At 48.3% G+C, this 20,262-nt stretch carries 13 protein-coding genes and 1 pseudogene; 5 read left to right on the top strand and 9 right to left on the bottom strand.

The window, feature by feature from the left end; all coding sequences use genetic code 11:
• Positions 1-70: 70 nt before the first annotated feature.
• Positions 71-1,870: a DUF6029 family protein gene (locus F453_RS0105530; RefSeq protein ID WP_262502542.1), complete on the bottom strand. Its 1,800-nt coding sequence runs from the start codon at positions 1,868-1,870 to the stop codon at positions 71-73.
• 121 nt (positions 1,871-1,991) lie between these two features.
• Positions 1,992-2,477, bottom strand: a complete 486-nt coding sequence (locus tag F453_RS0105535) for a TlpA family protein disulfide reductase (RefSeq protein WP_009236831.1) — start codon at positions 2,475-2,477, stop codon at positions 1,992-1,994.
• A 619-nt stretch (positions 2,478-3,096) separates the two neighbouring features.
• On the opposite strand from F453_RS0105535, the gene greA reads away from it, so the two are divergent.
• The 3 genes from greA to crcB all read left to right on the top strand — a co-directional run bounded on the left by greA (position 3,097) and on the right by crcB (position 4,550).
• A complete protein-coding gene (gene greA / locus F453_RS0105540) occupies positions 3,097-3,561 on the top strand; it encodes a transcription elongation factor GreA (RefSeq protein ID WP_009236830.1) in 465 nt (154 codons plus the stop codon).
• A 56-nt stretch (positions 3,562-3,617) separates the two neighbouring features.
• Positions 3,618-4,019 (top strand): HIT family protein, encoded by a 402-nt coding sequence (locus F453_RS0105545; RefSeq protein ID WP_009236829.1) that lies wholly within the window; start codon positions 3,618-3,620, stop codon positions 4,017-4,019.
• A gap of 153 nt (positions 4,020-4,172) precedes the next feature.
• Positions 4,173-4,550, top strand: coding sequence for a fluoride efflux transporter CrcB (gene crcB / locus F453_RS0105550; protein WP_018967128.1), 378 nt, complete (start codon positions 4,173-4,175; stop codon positions 4,548-4,550).
• 256 nt (positions 4,551-4,806) lie between these two features.
• Here crcB and F453_RS16120 read toward each other — a convergent pair.
• The 7 genes and pseudogenes from F453_RS16120 to F453_RS0105580 form a co-directional block, all read right to left on the bottom strand.
• A pseudogene (locus F453_RS16120) lies at positions 4,807-4,998 on the bottom strand (hypothetical protein).
• A 731-nt stretch (positions 4,999-5,729) separates the two neighbouring features.
• Positions 5,730-8,549, bottom strand: coding sequence for a M16 family metallopeptidase (locus tag F453_RS0105555; protein WP_018967129.1), 2,820 nt, complete (start codon positions 8,547-8,549; stop codon positions 5,730-5,732).
• A 21-nt stretch (positions 8,550-8,570) separates the two neighbouring features.
• Positions 8,571-10,172 carry a DUF6850 family outer membrane beta-barrel protein gene (locus F453_RS0105560; protein ID WP_025789866.1) on the bottom strand — a complete coding sequence of 534 codons (1,602 nt, stop codon included), beginning with the start codon at positions 10,170-10,172 and terminating at the stop codon, positions 8,571-8,573.
• Between the two features lie 196 nt (positions 10,173-10,368).
• Positions 10,369-11,715 (bottom strand): DUF4876 domain-containing protein, encoded by a 1,347-nt coding sequence (locus tag F453_RS0105565; RefSeq protein ID WP_018967131.1) that lies wholly within the window; start codon positions 11,713-11,715, stop codon positions 10,369-10,371.
• Positions 11,716-11,943: 228 nt separating this feature from the next.
• Complete coding sequence (locus F453_RS0105570) at positions 11,944-14,916, bottom strand: TonB-dependent receptor (protein WP_018967132.1); 2,973 nt, start codon at positions 14,914-14,916, stop codon at positions 11,944-11,946.
• Positions 14,917-15,098: 182 nt separating this feature from the next.
• On the bottom strand, positions 15,099-16,535 hold the full coding sequence (locus F453_RS0105575; protein WP_018967133.1) for a lipopolysaccharide biosynthesis protein: 1,437 nt from the start codon (positions 16,533-16,535) through the stop codon (positions 15,099-15,101).
• Between the two features lie 188 nt (positions 16,536-16,723).
• Positions 16,724-16,960: a hypothetical protein gene (locus F453_RS0105580; RefSeq protein WP_018967134.1), complete on the bottom strand. Its 237-nt coding sequence runs from the start codon at positions 16,958-16,960 to the stop codon at positions 16,724-16,726.
• A gap of 1,527 nt (positions 16,961-18,487) precedes the next feature.
• Here F453_RS0105580 and F453_RS0105590 point away from each other — a divergent pair.
• Together F453_RS0105590 and F453_RS0105595 are read left to right on the top strand one after the other, a co-directional pair.
• The gene (locus F453_RS0105590) at positions 18,488-19,012 is read left to right on the top strand and encodes a TetR/AcrR family transcriptional regulator (protein WP_018967136.1); all 525 of its coding nucleotides are present in this window, start codon (positions 18,488-18,490) and stop codon (positions 19,010-19,012) included.
• Positions 19,013-19,308: 296 nt separating this feature from the next.
• Complete coding sequence (locus F453_RS0105595) at positions 19,309-20,148, top strand: CPBP family glutamic-type intramembrane protease (protein ID WP_018967137.1); 840 nt, start codon at positions 19,309-19,311, stop codon at positions 20,146-20,148.
• Positions 20,149-20,262 lie beyond the last annotated feature (114 nt).

The following is a 20,262-nucleotide window of genomic DNA, read 5'->3' on the forward strand; positions in this document are numbered from 1 at the left end:
ACTCATGACTCTATAACCTCAAAAACTCACGACCCCAACAACTTAAAGCCCTAAAACATCACCCCTTCACCTAGAAATTATAGCTGTAAGACAGTGTTGCGCCCTTGGTTGCAGGGATGTATCGACACACGCCACCACTGCAATTGTATCCGTCCTTTGTGCGTCCGTAACCCACTTGCAACCTATGTGCGCCATGGCTAAACGTTACCAGCGCCTGATAATAGTGCGTGCGGGTGCTACCAGAATTGTATTGGTCGCTCACGGTGAACATCCACGAGGGTGCCAACGATAGTTCTAGCAGGCCGAAAAGCCAGTCGCCGTCGTCGTCTTTCGATTGCAGGTATTGCGCTTCGGTGCGTAATGTGGTGCGTGGAGACATCTTCCACTTCACGTCGGCCACGAATATGTTGGCGTGAATCATACCGCCCTCACCCTCAACCACGGTCTTATTGTATCGTTGGTTCGAGTACATCAGCGTGGTTTTCAATGCATGACTCCATTGTTTTTCCATTTGCAGGTTCAGGTCTTGGTAGTAAGTGGCGTCGCCCCAGGCCCAAAACGCCGACCCATAACCGTCTGTCCCCTTCGTGCCATGTACGTTTTGGTCGATGCCATGCACGTGCGAGAAGTTCAGTTTCAGTGCGGTGCCATATCGTCCACCCAGCGCCGTGCCTTTTTTCAGTTTGTAACCCAAAGACGCTTGATAAGCCCACTCGCCCAATGGTTGCGTGGCATAGGGACGCATGGCAGGCAAGGCGTAGGTGTGTTCGAGTGTGAATGCGGGCAGATGGTTTATGAACGATGATGTGCCCATCATGCTTCGGCGCGAGCGGAAACCCATGTTCACGCTGCGTTTGGCCTGCAACAGCAGACTAAGCCCTTGCTTTGAGTACGACCCCGACAGCATTGCCACGTAGCCATGACGATAGATATAGCCGTTGTCGGCCGTTGGGTCTTGTCCTTTTTGGGCATATTCGGCCAGCACGTTGTATGCACCGTGTTGCCATCTAGCACGAACATCGTAAGCCATCACGTTGCGAGGCAGTCGCAAACGATGGCTGGCATCGGTCATAATCACCTCGTCGGGTTCGTTCTTATTCACCACCGACGCACCCAACATCAAATAGTGGTCGTGCTCTTGCATGCCCGGCAGCCATTGTTCGATGTTCAATTCCAGGTCGCCACCTGCAACCCAGTCATCGTTGTGCTCCCAATATCGTCGTTGTTTTCCTGCCAAGGCCTTGACGAAAACACCCGGCAACGGGTTCACTTTCAGTCGTCCGCCAAGCAACGAGTTGTCTATTCCAAGGCTTCGTTCTTCGTAAGTGCGCAGCACGAAGCCGGACCCGAACTGTTCGTAAAATGTTCCTGCCGTGAGCTCCATGCGTTTCGTTTGCCACTTTATATAATAATGAGGCACGCCCCAACCCTTGAAATCGGGTTCGAACCCTGGCAAGGGATATTGCAAATACTCTAGACGCAGACCCACATCGATATTCTTGAGCGAGGCGCCAAGCTCTACATAAGTGTTGTTAAGGAAGTCGCCATTGGCCTTCGTAGCCCCCGTTTGCTTGTCGTTTTCGGGCACCAGCATATCCGTTTGTATCGATCCGCGCAGGGTTAAGCCCTTGTTTTCCGGTTCGTCTTGCCCCATTACAGTGTGTGGCAATGCGCAAAATGCAGCCACGACAAATGCTACGCCCCATGGTTTCCAATGGGCGCAGTTGTGTGGAGCACTATTTGCAGACGCACAACTAATGTTTGCGGCAAACAATCGGCGCAACGGCAACCTCGTCCAACACGTATGGCGGGGTTGCAGCACTAGTTGCGGTTTACGTGCATTATTTTTCAGCGTATCGTTCAGGTACATATCTCTATGCTTGTACTTGTTGTTGTTATGTTATGGGCAGGCTTAGGCCATGCCCATTGGCAAGCCTTTGCCATTTTGTTGGCAGGTTTTTCACCATCTTATAGGCATATTCCCGCCACTATTACATGCAGGCCTTCACCTTTTCCAGCAGTTCATTTTCTGCCCCGTCGGTGTATCCGTTGTGTTTATACACAATGTGCCCCTTGCCGTCGAGCAGCAAGGTGTAGGGTATCATCTGCACGCCCAAGGCGCGTTTCAGTTCCCCATTGGGATCGAGTAGCACATCGTACGTCCACCCGTTTTCATCTACAAGGGGTTTTACCTTGTTGATATTCTGTGCTTGGTCGATGCTCACGGCCACAATTTTCACACCTGTTTCTCGTTTCCAGTCGTCGTACACCTCGTCGATAGCTTTCAATTCGCGGTTGCATGGTTTACACCAAGTGGCGAAGAAGGCCACAACGAGCGGTTTACCGTTATTGCTCAGCGTATCTACCCGCACACTTTTCCCCGTGATGTCTTTGAGGGTTACGTTGGGCAATCGTGATTGTGCGTACGAGAACAGGGCCACCATTGAGGCGGCAAGTAGTAGATAAAATTTTTTCATTGATGGTATTCTGAATTACGTTTACAAAGTTACGAAAAAAGGATGAAAGTGTAAAGAAAAACTCAAATATTTTTAAAGATTCCCTTATTACTCACGGGTGAGAAGCCGTTAAAACAATTGCGGGGAATCACGGCTCACACTTAGAGTGTCAACTTTATAAACATAAATTTCAATCTACTGAAAAATGGACGAGCCGACAAGCCGACAAGTTGACAAGTTAACAGGTTGACGAGTTAACAAATGGTCAAATTCGCCAGTAGAGAAGTTAACCCGTTCACCAAACGAAGCATTTTTCACCTCTTCATTTTTTCAACCTTCCACCTTTTATACGCCACCTCTCCTCCCTTACGAAAACGTATAATTAACCATTTTTTACAAGCTTAACTTGCTTGTTATCATAAAAAACGCTAACTTTGCAGCATCTATATCCACACAAAGAAATATTGGAAACTTTTTCGATAAGTCGCATGCGCATCGTCAAGCTTGCTTGAACGTTGTCGTGGCAGGAAAAGTACGTTGAACACGAACATAAAAAATTCCGACAACAAGAGCGTGTCGGAATTTATCGTTATTTGTCATCGGAAAACTAACACCAACATAATTTAAGGTTAAAAGAAATATGGCTTACATGTCACAAGAAGGCTACGAGAAACTCGTGGCAGAGCTTAGACGGCTCGAATCCATTGAACGCCCCAAGGCGTCGGCTGCTATTGCCGATGCCAGAGACAAGGGCGACTTGAGTGAAAATTCGGAGTACGACGCGGCTAAGGAGGCTCAGGCTCACCTTGAAGACAAGATAAACAAGCTCAAGGTGGCCATTAACGAGGCGAAAATTGTCGACACTTCGCGCCTTAGCACTGATGCCGTGCAAATTCTTTCGAAGGTAGATATGACCAATCTCACCACGAAAGCCAAGATGTCGTACACCATCGTGAGCGAGAGTGAGGCCAACCTGAAAGAAGGAAAGATAGCCATCACAACCCCTATCGCACAGGGATTGCTCAATAAAAAAGAAGGCGACGAGGTGGAAATAACCATCCCCCGCGGCACCATTAAATTGAGAATTGACAAGATTACCATTTAAAGACGAGAGCGAAAGCGCTTCTTGCCTGCACCGCCAACCTAAAAACGATTAACGTCATGGACATATTCAGTAAAATAGCCGCTGGCGAAATTCCCAGCTATAAGTGCGCAGAAAACGAGCAGTTTTATGCCTTCCTCGACATTAACCCTTTGATGGAGGGACACACGCTGGTGATTCCTCGCCGCGAAGTGGACTATATCTTCGACATGAACGACGACGAACTGGCGGCTTTCCAGCTGTTCACCAAGCGCGTGGCACAAGCCGTTAAGGTGGCTTGTCCGTGCATCAAGGTGGCGCAAGTGGTGCTAGGATTAGAAGTTCCACACGCTCACATCCACCTGTTGCCCCTCAATTCGGAGGCGGACGCAGACTTTAAGAAAGAAAAACTGAAACTCTCGGCCGAGCAAATGCAAAGCATCGCCGATAAGATATATGCGGCATTTAAGTCGCAACAATAGCATGAGGTGGCGCTATATGGGCCACTCATCTGCTCGATTTCGGATTAAGTGAAAAAAAGGGTGCCACCTTTTGCGGCACTCTTTTTTGTTTATGCGCCTAGCATATCCAATTGAGGCTTGGCAAGATGCACAACAAACAAAACGGTAACATTTATGATACACAATATTATATTGGTGGCATTGGGTGGCGCATTTGGCAGTGCGCTGCGTTATTTATTAGGTTGGCTATGGCCTGCAACCAACAATGGCGGACTGCCACTTGGCACATTAACCGCAAACGTTCTGGGTTGCCTGGTCATTGGCTTTGTTGGCGAACTTCTCCAACGTTCTTTCGGCATGAACGAACAGCTTCGGCTGCTGGTTTGTGTGGGCTTCTGCGGCGGACTAACAACGCTTAGCACACTGGTAAACGAAACCTCGGGGATGGCTCATGCCAATCAATTGTTATTGGGTGCCGCATATTTGGGCGTCAGTATAGCGTTTGGTTTCGTGGCGTTACATTGCGGAACATGGTTGGCAAGCAGAGTTTAAACGGTCGTGTTATATGTTCGTCCAAGATAGGATACCATATATTTTACGTGGGTTTGGGATAAGATATGTTCACTACGTCAACTACCGCGTAGCGCTAGTTGGCGAGATCGCTATTCGTTTTTTATCTAATCTTGCCCAAGAAAGCATCGCATCTTACCCCGAATTCACGTAACGTTTGATACTAGCTTGGCACGATCTAGGCGGTTCATTACACCGCCTATCACCGCCACCAACTCACCCTTCCTACCTCCAAACGCTACCTCTCACGCCTCATTCGATAAGCCCTTGTAGTGAGCTTTTTCAGCTCCCGCTTTGTTACAGCTAAGTTGGACCCCTGTTCCAGCTAAGTTGGAACAGGGGTCCAATTCAACTGGAACAGCATTCCAGCTAACATGGAACAGCCGTCCAAAACATATATAACAGGGCGGTTAATGTAATAATGCATCATCAGGACTTAGCAAGCGCATTTCCGGAACGATGAAAATGCGAACGACGGAATGGCTAGTTGGCGAGTTTGGGATAAATAACCATACCTTCTGAACAATATTGGAGAGGTAAAGAAATAGCTATCTCGCCAACTAGTGCTACGCAACAGAGGGCATAACGATTGTGTTCTATCCCGAACTCGCATATATATTTTACTTGATTTTGGTATAAGGGAAATGCTTTATGCCAACTACCGCGTAGTGGTTGGTTTTTTTCTATTGGTTAGTTTGCGTAAAACAAACGGGGTGTTCGCGAATGAAACTTACCGCATTAGCGGGGTTGATGGTATCAAATGGTAGGCATATAATAATAGGAAGGGTAGGAGAATATTACGCGTAATCTTCACCTAGAAGCGCATTAAACGTAAAAAGACCAAGACCTACGGCCTTGTTTCCTCTCCATACAGCTTAGGCAGGGTAGGTCGCTCTCGCTCCCAACCCTGCCCTACCAAAGGACCAACCGCTACGCGGTAGATGGCGTAATGCCAGCGTTTGTTTTATTCTACCCCCGCATCGGTAATACCAACCGCTACATGATAGCTAGTGTAATGCCTGCGTTTGTTTTACTCCACCCTCGCATCTGCTATACCAACAGCTACGCAGTTGTTAGTGCAATACCAGCGTTTGTTTTACTCAGCCCTCGCATCAGTCAAACCAACCCCTACGTAGCAGTTAGCGTAATGTCCCTGCTTTTTTACTCTGACTTCATTGTTATCTCAATTCTTCGGTTGCTCTTGATAATGGCTTGCGCCACCTGCTGTATGTCGGTGGCCGAAAGTTGGTCTACCAATGCATCGTAATCCGAGTGTAGATCGATGCCATATCGCAGTTGTTGGTACACAATACTGTTCCAATAGTCGTTGACAAGCGTTTCTTGCTGGTGAGCTTTCTTTAAGTAAGCCTTAATCTTACGGATACTTTCGGGATTGATGCGACCTTGTGCCACGTGCGCCAACTGACGATACACGATGGGCATTAGTGCGGCGTACTTCTCGGGGCCAGTTCGGAAACCAATCTTCAACAACGAGTTGGGGCGACTGTTGCAGTCGAGTTCTCCTTGCACACCTACGCCATAGGCGCCGCCTTTCTCTTCGCGAATGCTATCTGTGAAAGCAATGGATAGCACGCGACGAAGGGCATCGAGAGCCAAGTTAGACTTGGGTGTGAAGGGTAAGTCGAAGGTGTAGATGATGGTGACAAGCGCCGATGGCGTGTTCATCTTTTTGGTGAAGACGTGCGTTTCGTTTACGTTGCGCACCTGTGGAAAGTTGTTCACAAAGCTCTCTTTGCGTCCTGCTGCCGGCAACGAGGCCACATATTGACAGAGAAGTGGGCGAAGTGAGTCGATATTTACATTGCCCACAAGTAGCATCTTAAAGCCCGTGGCATCGGCAAAGCGTTCGCGGTAGAGCTGCATAATGCGCTGGTAGTTGGCCTTATTTACTCTTTCGAGGGTCGTTGGGGCGGTGCGCTCGTTGCGCCCATATACGATGAGCGACACCGAGTCGTTGTATTCTACCTGCGGATTGGCGTTTCTGTTTTTCATCATGGCACGTCTTCGGTCGATGTCGGTGGCAAAAGCGGTGGTATCAGTTCGCGGAGCGGTGAAGTAAAGATAAGCCAATTGGAACATCGTGGCTAGGTCTTTGCGGTTAGATTGTCCGCTGATGCCCTGCGTTTCTTGACCAACAAAGGGCGAAACGCGTACTTGTTTGCCTGCAAGCATCTTGTCTAAGCGGTCGGCCGAGAATGCGCCCACACCGCCATCAACAATGGCATTGGGCAGGAAAGAGAAGTTGGGGGCGTCGGTTTCGGGACAAAGCGAGAGTCCACCTTCGCCCCAAAGGCGCATGGTTATTTCGTCGTTGGCGAAGTTGGTAGGCTTAACATACACCTCAATGCCGTTGCTGAGCACGATTTTGGTAACTCCGAAGTGTCCGTAAGGTTGCTCGCTCACAATCGTTCCGGCCTTGGGGGCGTGCTCGATGAGGGTTGCGGGCAGGGCCTCTTCCTTGTATGGCTGATAGCTATTATCGGCTTGGGCTTGCAAAACGTATTGTTCCAGTTCCTGGTTGCTGGGCAATGTGAAGCCAGCCTTTTGTGGAGCGAGCACCGTTAGCACTTGATTTTCGTTAGAAATAAGCTTTCGGGCGGCCTCGTTCACCTCTTTAAGCGACACCTCGGCATCGAAACGCTTGGTAAGGGCAAACTTTTCATCGGGCGTTAGCATAGGTTCCGATGACAGAAAATGGCGCACGGCCTGCATCGCCAGCGTGCGATTGCGACGCTCGTTGCGTTCGGCAAAGCGCGTTTGGGCACGTTGCAGCGCGTCGGCTTTGGCTCGTTGCAGTTCGGTATCGGTAAAACCAAAGCGGCGTGCACGTTCGGTTTCGCCGATAACGGCACGAAACGAACCACGTATATTGTCTTCCTTGCAGCCAAACGACAGGCTGAAAGCCTCTTTGGTTTGGGTAACGAGGAAGCTACCCGTACGTGCCGAGGCACTGAGTACAGGCGAGGGATTAAGCCGTTTGAGGTTGGTAAGCCGCTCGCTGAGCATGGCTGTTATGAGGTTTTCTATGTATCCGTCGCGCACATAGCTGGTTTGGCCTTTCTGCGCAAAAGGTGTGGCGGGGTGTTTCATGTGAAGACCAGCCAGAACTATTGGCTGTTCGCTATCCTTTTCTACGGCCACAATCATGCGTTTGTTGTCGGGCACGGGGTAATAGATGCGCTTCGCAGGGTTCTTGGGTGTGGGAATGGAAGAGAACAGCTGCTTAATCTTGGCCTCGATGGCATTTACGTCGATGTCGCCCACCACTACGATGGCTTGCAAGTCGGGACGATACCACTTGTGATAATAATCCTTGAGATCTTGGTAGGGAAAGTTGTCAACGATGTCCATCGAGCCTATGGGCATGCAGTCTTCGTATTTCGAACCCTTAAAGATGGTGGGTTGCAGCTTTTCGTACATGCGTTGCGAGGCCATTTTCGCCCTGCGCGTGCGCCATTCCTCGTGTATCACGCCACGTTCCTTGTCTATCTCCTTATCTTGCAGCAGCAAGTAGTGGCTCCAATCGTGTAGGATGAGCAGCACCGAGTCGACTACGGATGAGCGTTTTAGTGGCACTTGCGAGATGTTATACACCGTTTCGTCGATGCTGGTGTAGGCATTGAGGTTGGTTCCGAACTTCACGCCGATGGTTTCGCACCATGGAACGATGCCCGGAGAGGTGCCATCGTTGCGGAAATGTTTGGTTCCGTTGAAGGCCATGTGTTCCAAGAAGTGGGCCAATCCGCGTTGGCGTGGCTCTTCAAGGATGCTTCCCACACGCTGTGCGATGTAGAAATCGGCCACGCCAGGTTCTTTGGCGTTGTGCCGAATGAAGTAGGTTAGGCCATTTTTAAGCTTACCCGTACGATAGGTAGCATCGTTTTTGAGGGGCTGTGCCGATAGAAGTGTTGGCAGAAAGAGCAAGAATAGGCTTGCTCGCCTTAAAAATCTTGTTTGCATAGGGATAATGTTTTTGCAATATTAAAACGTGCATCCTATGGCCAAAGTGGCCTCGGTGCGGTGTTGGTTGTCAATCCAGGGTGAAGGCTCGGTGGTTCGGCGCCACGTGGTTTGGGTGCGAACGTAGAGCGGTAGGTGCAAACGGGGTAGGCAGAAGGCGTATTTGACGGCTAGATGCACACCCCATTGCGGTGCGGTTAGCAGGTGATGGTTGCGATAAAGATAGGCTTGCATCACCGTTGGGGGTTTCTGCTTGTCGCTAGGCGTTGCCAATGTGGCCGTTTGTTCTGGCTCGCCGCTGCCCCATTGGCGAGAAAGTCCGCCTGTAAGAGAGAGCATGGTGCGGCGACTAAGCGTGAGATTGCGAGTGACGAGCAGCGAAAGCAGGTTGGTATGCAGCTGTTGTCGCTGAACGTAGGGGTAAAGATAGGCCGATATTTGGCGGCTGTCGGCTTGCAACGAGGCAGAGATGGTCCACGTGGAGATGTCGTTTGCCAGGCCAAACCATGCCGTATATCTTACAACAAGGTTGTTCCAACGTTTGTTGGACGTCTTTATGGGGTCGAAATAGTCGTAATATGTGCTGCCCGTTTCGGTTCGATTCTCGCGGTAGGTGGTCTTGTTGTTCTCCAATCGCTCATTATATAATGTGGCAGCCAGTTGGTGTAGGTTGCGTGCTTGTCGCAAAGTGGCCACGGCTTGCAACTCAAAGATGTCGCCATGATGCTTGAAATGCACGATGGAATAGGGTGAATTGCGACCGTAGAAACCACTTCGGTGGGCGAATTGGCCACCAACGAAGAGCGAGAAGGCGTGGTTTAATCGCCCCTCCACTTGCAAAGCAAGTCCGTTTTGTTCGTCAAGTAGGGGCTGTTCGCGCGAGTCGTCGGTGTAGCCTTTGTTGCCAAACTGCTCCACTTCGCCCGTAAATGCGCCATAGTCTACAAGCGTTTTATACACCTTTTCGGTCTTTCCGTAGGTTACAAAGCGTAGGCTTTCGGTGCTCCGGCCGTAAATATAGTTGGCGCCTAACATCCAATGAGCACCTATTGGGGCTGCAATGCCCAGCGAAAAATTAAGTTGCATCAGACTGTTTCGGTGGCGAAGGTCTTTATACTTGGCATAGTTGGCGGCCGTATAATCTACCTTTGCCCCCACGGCTAAGCCTCGCCAGAGGTCTATACCCACAGCTCCTACGAGGTTATAGGTGTCGCGATGCTTGTTACCGGGATTGGTTAGCGAGTCTTCGGATAGGTCGAATGGCTTGCGTTCGGGGTTAATGAATACCGAACCCAGCATGTTTTTGCCCGCGAAGTTGTCGTAATCTATTCGCCCGTAAACAACACTGCGTGGGTTAATTCGGAAAAACGACTCGACCATAGCGCCTGCTTGCACCACATTGGACGACTGGGAGTAGTCCACGAAGTCGCCTTTGGCCACGCTACCCCTTACTTCGGCCACCGATATATTGCGCTGATTGTAGCGTGTTAGTGCAGCAGCGTTGGGCGAAATGAGCCAAGGATTGGCCTGTTTCACGAGGTTGAAGTCGCGAAAATCAGGAGTGGTGTCGGCTGGGAGAGCTGTCGACGCGAAGGGAAGGACGAGTAAAAGGAGTGAGAACACAGAACGAATGGGGTTAAAGGTTAGGGAATTGAGGAGGCTAGCAGTGGCTTATTATCCCAGAACTTATAGCTGCCCTAGAACTTCTAAGCCTTTTTAGCCCCCCTCCTAGCCCTAGAATTACTAGCTAGTTTAGGCCTTTTGATGTTATCTAAGCTTGCTAGTAATTCTAGGTATGTAGGTTTAGGGCGAGGTTATTTTACTTTCCTTTAATCGAGAAAGCCTTCCTTTCGTGGAAGTCGTTGGTAGAGTTATTGGTGTCCATATATATAATATGTGCACCATTTTTTATCGAAGCCTCAGCATCAATGCCGCTGGGGTCGCCCGTAGAGACACCCATGCTATATCCATACACCAGCTTTCCCTTGTTCTCGGGTAGCTTTTCGGTCTCTTCCTTGTCAACGTTGCGGTACAGCGTGTAGCCCATCTTGTTTGTCATCTGCACACTTCCACCGTCTAATTCAGCAGGGAAACGTTTGTTGCTCTTTGCTATAAAGGCTGTGTTAAACACCTCTATGGCATCAAGCACCCATTCGTTGGGCATTCTCAAGTTTGCATTCACCTTATTTTGTGCAGCTCCTGGGGCATAGATAATGTTCGAAACGTTAGTGGCATAGTCGCGTGGCGTAACGCCTTTGGTTTGGAAAATGAACATTGCAGGCGAGAAAGTGCTAAGCGGCCAGCCAGTACCTTGCCCATATTCAACGGCTCTCAGATATTGAGAAGTGGGGATAAGCCCTGATGGAGAGGGGTAATAATACTCATGGTTGTAACCCGATTCGGGGTCGTACATGGCATAATAGTCCTTGTTTGCATAGTTAACCGACTTAGAATAGGTCTTGGTATTGTCGATCGCACCATTAACATTCACCACAATTTGTGAGTAAGGTTGTATCGTTATGGGCTTTTGGAAATACCAAATACCATGTATGGCAGGGATGAAACCTTTCCCTTCGTATTCCAATTTGCCATCTTTCATCCAATCGTTTTTGGGTGAATGAGCGCTAAATGGGTCGACCATTCCAACGGCTAAGTTCTCAATTGTGGCCACTTCTGCACTATTATTGTAGAGGATAAAGCCCTTATCTTGGTGGAAATAGCCAGTACCTTGATCGGCAGGACATCCTCCGCAATAAAGCTCTTTAATGATAATCTGGGCGGCCTTAGCCTTTGACAGTTTCATTTCAAGCGCTATTTCCGTAGTTGGTGGCGACACAACAACCTTGCTTTTGTTGCCATTAAGGTGGAATTTCCATGTTCCATCGCCGCGCGTTGCACTACTACGAACGTCATAAATACCTGCTGGTACAGTGAATTCGGCCACTCCCTTAGCGTTAGTTGTGGCTACGAACACCGATGCACGTGCGTCAACAAGCTCTACTTTTGCACCTTCGTAGGGCTGAATGCTGTTTTCGGGATACTGCAAAGTTACGTTAACCTTGCAGGTTTGCACTGTGTCTACTTTGTCGTCGCTGCTGCACGACAAAACAAGCAACGCAAAAAACGCTGCTAAGAACGAATTGATAAGAATTGTTTTGCGATACATAATTGCTTATTTATTAGTTAATGAGTTTTTTAGTTTATGGGGTTATGGGGTCGTGAGTGTATGAGATTGTGAGTTTATGAGGGCATAAGTTTTTTAGTTTATGGGTTCTTTAGTCTATAAGTTTTTAGCTTATGGGTTTATAAGTTTACAAGAACGTTTGCCACGCAGCAACAATACATTTGGCTTAACTCCTTAACTCCTTACTTCTTTACTTCTTAGCAACCCCCATCATATCTTCACTTTCAGTCCCAACCCATAGTAAAAGGCGGGCACATACGAGCTACCATAGAGCGAAGTCTCTTGTCCTGTGCGCGTAGAACGCACCTTACTCATGGTGTTCCAAAAGTTATTGGCATAGAACATCACCTGTATGCGGTCGCCAATCTCCTTCGTTACGCTGAAATTGGCCGAGTAATAGGCCGACAAACGTTCGGGATTCATCACGAAGGCATAGTTGGTTCGTTGCACCAGTTTAGCCAAATCGTTGAACAAAGTGGGGTCGTTGTCTTTGGCCCAAGCAAACTTTTCGGCGAAGGGAATAAGTTTATCGGGCTCTTCCCACGTGCTGTAATACTCGGGATAAACCACCATGTGCTTGTCGCGAACATCCCGCGTGTAAGGCGTTCCAAAGAAATCGTTGCCCTTTTCCAAAACGTAGCCGCGCGTTCCGTTTGGCAATTCGCTCAGCGGACGACTGTATTGATAGAGCGAACACTCAACACGTAGCGACATGATGATACGTATGCGCGGCACGTGGGTTGTGAGGGTGACGTTGAGATTGGCCTCTCGCGTGAGCGAACCGTTACTCACCGAGGGCGACGCCGCATTGTCGGTAGAGGTTGTTCCGCTACCACGATAATGCCCAATATAGGTGTATGGCTTGCCTTGGGCATTGAGCGTGCCAGCCTCCGAGGGTAAAGCGGCAAAGAGCAAGTTATCTAATCCCTTGTAAAAGTAGTAGTTGCCATCTAGTCGAAGCGAAGTGCGTAAAGCCTTGATTTGTGCAAAATCCACAATCCACTCTATGCCGAAACGTTCGGTGGGCGACCCATTCACGTACTTGCGGTTGCTTAGATAGCCTTCCCTTTCTTTGTAAGGCAACTGTATGGGGGCATTGGCGCCCGTGATGTCGTTCACGGTTACGATGCCCGTTTGTTGGTCGATGTGGTACTCGCGATTAGCCGATGGGATGGGACAATGCTCTAATGCCGCTTGCGAAGTATATTTATAGGTGTATGGTTTGTACACCACCACAGCCGTATAAGGGTTAAACGTTTTGTGATAGAAGGCAGAGAGGTTTACGCGCGTGTGTCCAATGTTCGCTTGCAAACCAAGATCAAGCTGGTTGGTGTATTGCCATTGCAGCTGCGGATTGTACACCGCCTGCGACGGAAAGGTGTGATAGGCATAGTAGGCCTTGTTGTCGGCGGTGCTTCCAGGGGTGAATGCCAGTCGGTCGATATAGCTGGTGCGGGGGTAAAGCACTTGGAACGAGGGCAACTTAACCGACTTTCCCCAGCCCACATGTGCCGAAAGGTTTCGCACCAAGACATCCCTGCCATGCCAAAACACGTAACGAAGGTTGGCGCGTGGCGAGAGGGTTGAGGCCGTTCCGTAGGCCGAGCCTGCGATGTTACTGATGTCGTTGCGAACGCCCACAGTTAGTTCCATGTTCGAAAGCTTTCCCGTTGGCACGTTTAGGCGTTCTTCGGCATAGATGGCAAGGTTGTTCAGCGTGGGCAATTCGTGGTAACGATAGGGACGCCATGTGGGCGTTAGGCGCGCCTCCTCGTAGTAGGTGCCGCGGCCGAGGTTACGACTGCCTGTGTAATCGGCCCCAACCGACACCTTATTATACACGCGCGCGAAGCGCCTAACCCAATCGGCCTTCAACTTGAAGGCGTAACTTAGGGGTCGACTATCGTTGAAACTGCGTACATACCAATAACCTGTTGGCCCCAGAATGATGTCTGCCGAGGGACGTTTGTCATAGTCGTAGGCCACGAAGTAGCCCTCTTTCATGGTGTGGATGTAAGGCAGCGTAGTGGCCGAACTGGTATGCCCGTAATTCTCGTATAGCTGATCGGCATACGATAACGACGATTTCAGCACCAAGTTGGTGAGCCATTTGCGGTTGAGTAACCACTCGGCCGAGAAGTTTGCGGTAAGTCTGTTGTCGCGTTCTTTCCTATAACTGTCTAGTTCGCCATCGGGATCGGCCTTCGAATTATATCCGCCCACATTGCCCGTAATACCCAGATTGAGCGTTAGGGGCATGCTGTGGCGCATCAGCACGTTCATATAATGGGCCGAAAGCACGTTGCGCTGGTAGGCAGTGAAGGGCGATGTGATGTCGCCGAACGTGCGCGCGTGTTCCATGGAGAAGTTAAAGAGCCCCATTTTCCGACCAAGGTCAACGCCTTTGCTTAGTGCCAGCTGGCGTGTATTTTGGTTTAGCTTGGCTTCTACAATGAAGGGCGACTTCCCGCGACGCGTGTTTACCTTCACAACGCCGTTGCTTAGGTCGCCATACTCTACCGACGGCACGCCTGTAAGCACTTCAACGCTCTCGATATTGGCTGTGCTAAGGGTGCGTGTACCTGCTCCGAGCGTCTCGCCAGGTGTTGCATTGTTATCCAATCGCACGCCATCCACCTCAATGGCCGTACCAAACGAGGCGTTACCCATCTCTCCACCGCTGCTGCGAAGGGCAATGCGGGTGTCGCGCAGCAACGAACTGTTCCACGTTTTGCCACCAGGAAGAAGGCTCATGATGTCGCCAAGGTTCAGGGCTTGTCGGTTATCAAGGGCCAAACGGTCGATAGTGTAGCTTGTTGTGACAGCGTCGCCCTTGCGTTTGGCCACCACTTCCACCTCGTTCAGTTTCAGGTTGTCGTCGTTAAGGCTGATGCCGATATGTGGCATACCTGTCTTTACGTTCACCTTGGTGGTAAACGTGGCGAAGCCTAGGCAACGCACGGTGAGCGTTACGTTGCCCGATGGCACGTTCTTGATGGCGAAACGGCCCTTATTGTCAGTGATAGCCCACAGCTCGCACTCTTTTAGCGTAACGGTGGCATACTCTACTGGGGTTCCATCGCTTTTGGCTTTGATGGTGCCGTTGAGCAAAACGCCTTGCGCTTTGGCTGTTGAGGTTGCTCCCACGACAAGCAAAAGGACGGCAAAACAAATCTTGAACATTCGCTTTTAAAGGTATTTTGATGCCGATGTGAAGCACAGGCTTTGCAAAGTTAGGCATTATATAGAAAGCGGACAATACCTAAAAAAGGTGATAATAGGGGTGAATGCGGGCTTCAAGAAGTAGGAGAAGCCTGCACAAATAGAACCTAAAAAATAGTTGGCGGGTTTTGTTAGAATTGTACTTACACCTTTTTGCGTCTAGCAAATGCCAGCATCTCGTTGAATACATCTACGTTGGCCAACTTCATGATGCCTAGATACAGAAGGGCAGCCACAACAACGCGCACGCCAAGAAGTAGCGGGAGCAAGGTGATTTGTTGGGTTAAAAACCACGTGAGGGCCATCACGCCGAGGGCACAGAGAGCGAAAGGAAGTGTGTCACGAGCAAGTAGGCGCAGCTTATAATCGGCCAAACGACGCGCAAACAGTGCCCAAACGCCGAAGCAGATAATGTTGAGCATCACCAAGGCGCATATCATCCACTTGATGCCAAAAGGGTAGAGCGACAGCATGGCCACAACCTGGGCCACGCCTAAGCCAAGGTTTACGTAGAGGTAAACCGAAGAGCAGCCCTTGCTTATCACCAAGTTGGAGAGCAAGAACGTGAGCGGGATGAATGCGCCACTGATACAAAGCAGTCTCATGAACTCGGCACTTTGCGCCCATTTCTCGGTGATGGCGATGAGGATAAACTCGTGAGCCACCATGCCCAGCCCGAAAAGCAAGGGGAAAGACAGGAAGGCTGCGAGTCGCATCATCTTTCGAAGCACCCGCAATTGTCGTTCGCGTTCGTCGCCAACGTCAACCAATACGGGCTGTGCCACCTGCGTGAGCATGCCCTGAATCAAGAAAAAGGCCTTGGAATGCCATTGGTAGGCTTGGTTGTAAGCACCCGTGCTGGCTGCCGAATAATAGTGGCCGAGCAGCAAGTTCATAATGTTGTTGTTGATATCGGTGAGAATAGCCGAGAACAACAGTTTGCTGCTGAACTTGAACATTCGCCTAACGGGTTGCCAATCGAAGCTGAATGTGGGTCGCCAGTGCGAATAATGCCAATAAAGTAGGGTGTTGAGCAACACGTAGAGGTTGGTTTGCGTTGCCAAAGACCAATAGGCGTAGCCCTGCCAAGCCATGCCCACACCCACCAAACTAGATATAATCGTGCTGGTAAGGTTGGCTTTGGCCACCTGTTTGGCCATGATGTTTTTGGCGAGATAGGCCGATTGGGCCGTTCCGAAGCTAGAAAAAATCAGTGAGAGGAACGCATAGCGACACAGGGGAATTAGTTCGGGCGTGTGATAATAGTTGGCGATGAGTGGCGTAAGGAAAAAGAGTAGGGTGTAAAGGGTAACGCCCATGCAGATGTTAAACCAAAACACCGAATTGTAATCGCGGTGTTGCGGTTGCTTGATGTTGTTTAGTGCAGCCTTAAAACCACTGTTTTGCAATTCGTTTGCCACTAGCGCGAAGACGCTTATCATGGCAATCATGCCGTAGTCGGTTTTATCGAGCAGTCGTCCCAGCGCTATGCCCACGGTCACACCTATGAGTTGCATCAACACATTGTTTAATGCACCCCAGAATAAGCCCTTTGCTGTTTTCTCTTTTAATGATTCCATACTCGTTGACAAGCAAACGGGTTGATGGCCGAACGAGGTGTTGGGCACTTCATACACAATCCGTTTAACTTAGTTTAGACACTTGCAAAATTACGACTTGTTGGGAAAATGACAAAGAAAAGGTGAAAGGAAAAGCGCCAGTAAGGCAAAAGCCTTGCGCCAGAAAACACTTGGGCGGGCGTTTAAGCTTATGTGCCCTGCCCCTCGGCAATGGCCTTGAAGAGGCGTTCTTCGGCGATATCGACAATGATTTTGTCGTCGAAGGCGTGTTGATACTTCATGTTAAGGAAGGCTTCGCGAAGAGCGAAGAGCCAGTGCATGCGTTTGTTAGCCCCCTTGGCCCACGCCAATAGCTCTTCCATCTGTTGGGCATTGCATCGCCCAAACACGTAGTCTTCTATGGTTTTGTTCTTAACAGGCATCATATTTCTTAAAGAGAGAGTTGTAAAAAGTGGTAATCTGACCAATGCTTCTTTGCGCTACTAACGCAGCATAAGTAAGCTTGGGTTTTTAGGCCACTCTATTATCATTACAATTCAAAATGAGAAATAACCTATTAACAAACCAAAAAATACAAAAATAAGCTAAAAAGAAGTGGGCTGATAGGGGATTTGAGGGTGGTAAGAAGGAACGTCAGGATGTGTTAGTTACTCGTCTTTTCAGGCGTCTTGGGGATGAAGAATACATGTTTTTACGTGAACTTGGGATAAGAAACGATGTTTTTTTTGAACACTATTAGATAAAAAGCGAATGGCGCTCTCGCCAACTTCCGCGTAGCGGTAATTGACATAACGAATTGCTCTTATCTCGAACTCACCCCTACTTTTATGTGAATTCGGCATGGGATAAGATGCCCTTTGAACACGATTAGATAAAAAACAAATGGCTATCTCACCCACTACCGCGTAGCGGTTGGTCCGTTGGTAGGGCAGGGTTGCGAACGAAGTGAGCTACCCTGCCTAGCGGATGGAATAACAAAACAAGGCCGTAGGTCTTGGTCTTTTTATATTTACCGCAGCTGTTGTCCAGTCAATAGGCGGATATGCGGGCAAATGCTATTGGCGAATGACATTGTTTTTGGTCATTGGTTCACATCAAACTGATAGTTTAAACGTAAAAAGACCAAGACCTACGGCCTTGTGGGATTAGGTGCACCATTTAGACAGGGTAGGTCGTTTCACTCCCAACCCTGCCCTACCAAAAGGCCAACCGCTACGCGGTAGTTAACATAACGGATTGCTCTTAACCCGAACTCACCCCTACTTCTATACGAATTCGGCATGGGATATGATGCCTGTTGAACACGATTAGGTGAAAAATCAATGGCTATCTCACCAACTACCGCGTAGGGGTAACTGACATAACGGATTGCTCTTAACCGTTGCCTCGTTCGCATTTTCATTGTTTCTAAAATGCGCTTTCTAAGTCTTGGTTATGCATTATTAAATTAATCGCCGTGTTATATATGTTTTGGACGGCTGTTCCATGTTGTCTGGAATGCTGTTCCAGCTAAACTGGAACATCGTTCCAGATGATATGGAATAGGATTCCATCTTAGTGATAACAAAGCGGTTTGCCATAAAGTTCATTGTAGCTAGCGGTATAACGTGTTTAGGTTAGTTGTTAAATGGATTGGAGATGGTTGTTTAATAGACTAGGGGTAGTTGTAAAACGCAACATAAAAGTGTTATTTAACACAGCCATTAATAGAAGGATGCAAAATAAAATACCATCATTTTGAGCAAGGTAAAGGTGTAAACAACGCTTTTTGTTACAAGCATCGTGTAGCGGTTGGTATAACCCATGCAAGTTCGGCGTAAAGAATCGCATGCATGGCACGTGTATGGATGGGCATAAGTTATTTTATGTTTAAAACTTTGTTGGTTAGAAAATAAGTAGTACTTTTGCATCTATAACACGTGTTATATTACAATAGTTATATAATAAAGCTTATGCCGAAATCAACAATGATATCTCAGGAAGTGATTATAGAAACCGCTTTCGAGATGGTAAGACAAGAAGGCTTCTCGGTGCTATCTGCCCGAAACATTGCCAAACAGATAGGTTGTTCAACCCAACCTATCTACTGGTGTTATAAAAATATGGACGACCTAAAAGCCGAAATTTGTAAAAAGGCCCTCCCGTATCTTCAAAACGTCATGCTCGGTTACTCGAAAACAGGTGATCCATTCATGGATTTAGGATTGGGATATGTGCGTATGGCGTACACCGAACCTGCCCTATTCAAAGCGTTTTACATGGATAACATTATAAATGTGAAGCTAACTGACATTTTCCCAGAAAGTGAGCGAGTGGTAGAAATAATGAGAAAGAGTGAGGAATGCCGAAACCTATCTGATGAAGAGCTGAAGAATAGCATTGCTAAAGGTTGGATGTTGGCACATGGTATTGCTTCATTGGTTGCAGTAGGTATGCTTGTTTACGACGAAGATAAAATTTTAGAGAGATTAAAATAAACCCACCTTAATAAGAAGGAATTTGGCAGAAGTGTTGGTTAGAAAACAATTCAGATCCTCAATCCGTTGAATATAGATGGTGTATTGCCATCATTCCGACCTGTTTCAAATAAGTAATTTAATATAAATGTATCAGGACCAAATGGGAAATGTCCCCCTAAACGTAGGGGTTGGGGTAATGATGTTTTGACTACGGAAAAGGCAAATGCCCTGCTTGGAGTACTTAAAAGGGTATCAATAAAGGCCCGGCAAACAGTGAAATATTCGTATCAGTATAAATTAATGACTTCAAAAATATGAGAACCAATAAAAGAACGCTTCGGAATGTAGCCATATTTAGCTTGGTGGTTATCGTTTGCGGATGGGTTGGCATTGGGCTAGATAAGTTGCTCGGGCAGCCCTCTAACTTGCAATCACTTGGCGCATTGATTTTTATCAGCACACCTATCGTGTGCATGATTTTGCTTCGCCTTTTTGCTGGCGACGGCTGGAAAGACCTTCCTTTGAAACCAAACTTCAAGCAAAATAGCCGTTGGTACTTGTTTGCCATTGCTGTTTATCCGGTGGTTATCGGCATAACGCTGCTTATTGGCAGGCTATGTGGCTGGGTGGATGTAAGTAAGTTTAGCTTTGCAGCATATCTTCCCGTTCTTGGTGCAGCCTTTTTACCCGAGTTTTTCAAAAACATCTTTGAAGAATCGGTTTGGCGAGGCTATCTCACAGTTAAGATGGAGCAACTCACTAAAAATGAGTGGGTGGTTTATTTAGTGGTGGCGCTGGTGTGGCAAGTATGGCATCTGCCCTACTATCTGGTGCTCTTGGATGACGCTTTCTTGGCTACATTCTTCCCTTATGGTGAAGCGATGTTTGTTCTAGTAAGTACGCTCGTCATCTGTGTTTGGACAATTATGTACACGGAGATATTCTTCCTTTCGCGTTCGCTTTTGTTAGTGGTGTTGATGCACTCGATGGAAGACGCCCTCAACCCACTAATTTCAGAAGGATTTGCCGTTATTTCGCCCGATAAGACTCTGCTTGTGTCGCCTAGTTTTGGACTCATCCCGCTACTGCTCTATCTCGGAATAGGCTTGTATTTAAGAAAAATACGCAAAAGTAAAGGGCGTATTCATGCCTAACAAATAAATTGTATAAGCCAAAATGTTAGCGACATGAACAAGAACAATGAGATTTAAGAATATACTTGCCTTGTACATGGCACAAAGATAACATTCTCGCCACATGTGGTGGTG

Source organism: Hoylesella loescheii DSM 19665 = JCM 12249 = ATCC 15930 (assembly GCF_000378085.1).
GTDB classification, from domain to species: domain Bacteria; phylum Bacteroidota; class Bacteroidia; order Bacteroidales; family Bacteroidaceae; genus Prevotella; species Prevotella loescheii.

Excerpts from the sequence above, each read along its gene's own strand:
- F453_RS0105530 (WP_262502542.1), bottom strand. The coding sequence starts at position 1,870 with ATGTACCTGAACGATACGCTGAAAAATAATGCACGTAAACCGCAACTA.
- F453_RS0105535 (WP_009236831.1), bottom strand. The coding sequence starts at position 2,477 with ATGAAAAAATTTTATCTACTACTTGCCGCCTCAATGGTGGCCCTGTTC.
- greA (WP_009236830.1), top strand. The coding sequence starts at position 3,097 with ATGGCTTACATGTCACAAGAAGGCTACGAGAAACTCGTGGCAGAGCTT.
- F453_RS0105545 (WP_009236829.1), top strand. The coding sequence starts at position 3,618 with ATGGACATATTCAGTAAAATAGCCGCTGGCGAAATTCCCAGCTATAAG.
- crcB (WP_018967128.1), top strand. The coding sequence starts at position 4,173 with ATGATACACAATATTATATTGGTGGCATTGGGTGGCGCATTTGGCAGT.
- F453_RS0105555 (WP_018967129.1), bottom strand. The coding sequence starts at position 8,549 with ATGCAAACAAGATTTTTAAGGCGAGCAAGCCTATTCTTGCTCTTTCTG.
- F453_RS0105565 (WP_018967131.1), bottom strand. The coding sequence starts at position 11,715 with ATGTATCGCAAAACAATTCTTATCAATTCGTTCTTAGCAGCGTTTTTT.
- F453_RS0105570 (WP_018967132.1), bottom strand. The coding sequence starts at position 14,916 with ATGTTCAAGATTTGTTTTGCCGTCCTTTTGCTTGTCGTGGGAGCAACC.
- F453_RS0105575 (WP_018967133.1), bottom strand. The coding sequence starts at position 16,535 with ATGGAATCATTAAAAGAGAAAACAGCAAAGGGCTTATTCTGGGGTGCA.
- F453_RS0105580 (WP_018967134.1), bottom strand. The coding sequence starts at position 16,960 with ATGATGCCTGTTAAGAACAAAACCATAGAAGACTACGTGTTTGGGCGA.
- F453_RS0105590 (WP_018967136.1), top strand. The coding sequence starts at position 18,488 with ATGCCGAAATCAACAATGATATCTCAGGAAGTGATTATAGAAACCGCT.
- F453_RS0105595 (WP_018967137.1), top strand. The coding sequence starts at position 19,309 with ATGAGAACCAATAAAAGAACGCTTCGGAATGTAGCCATATTTAGCTTG.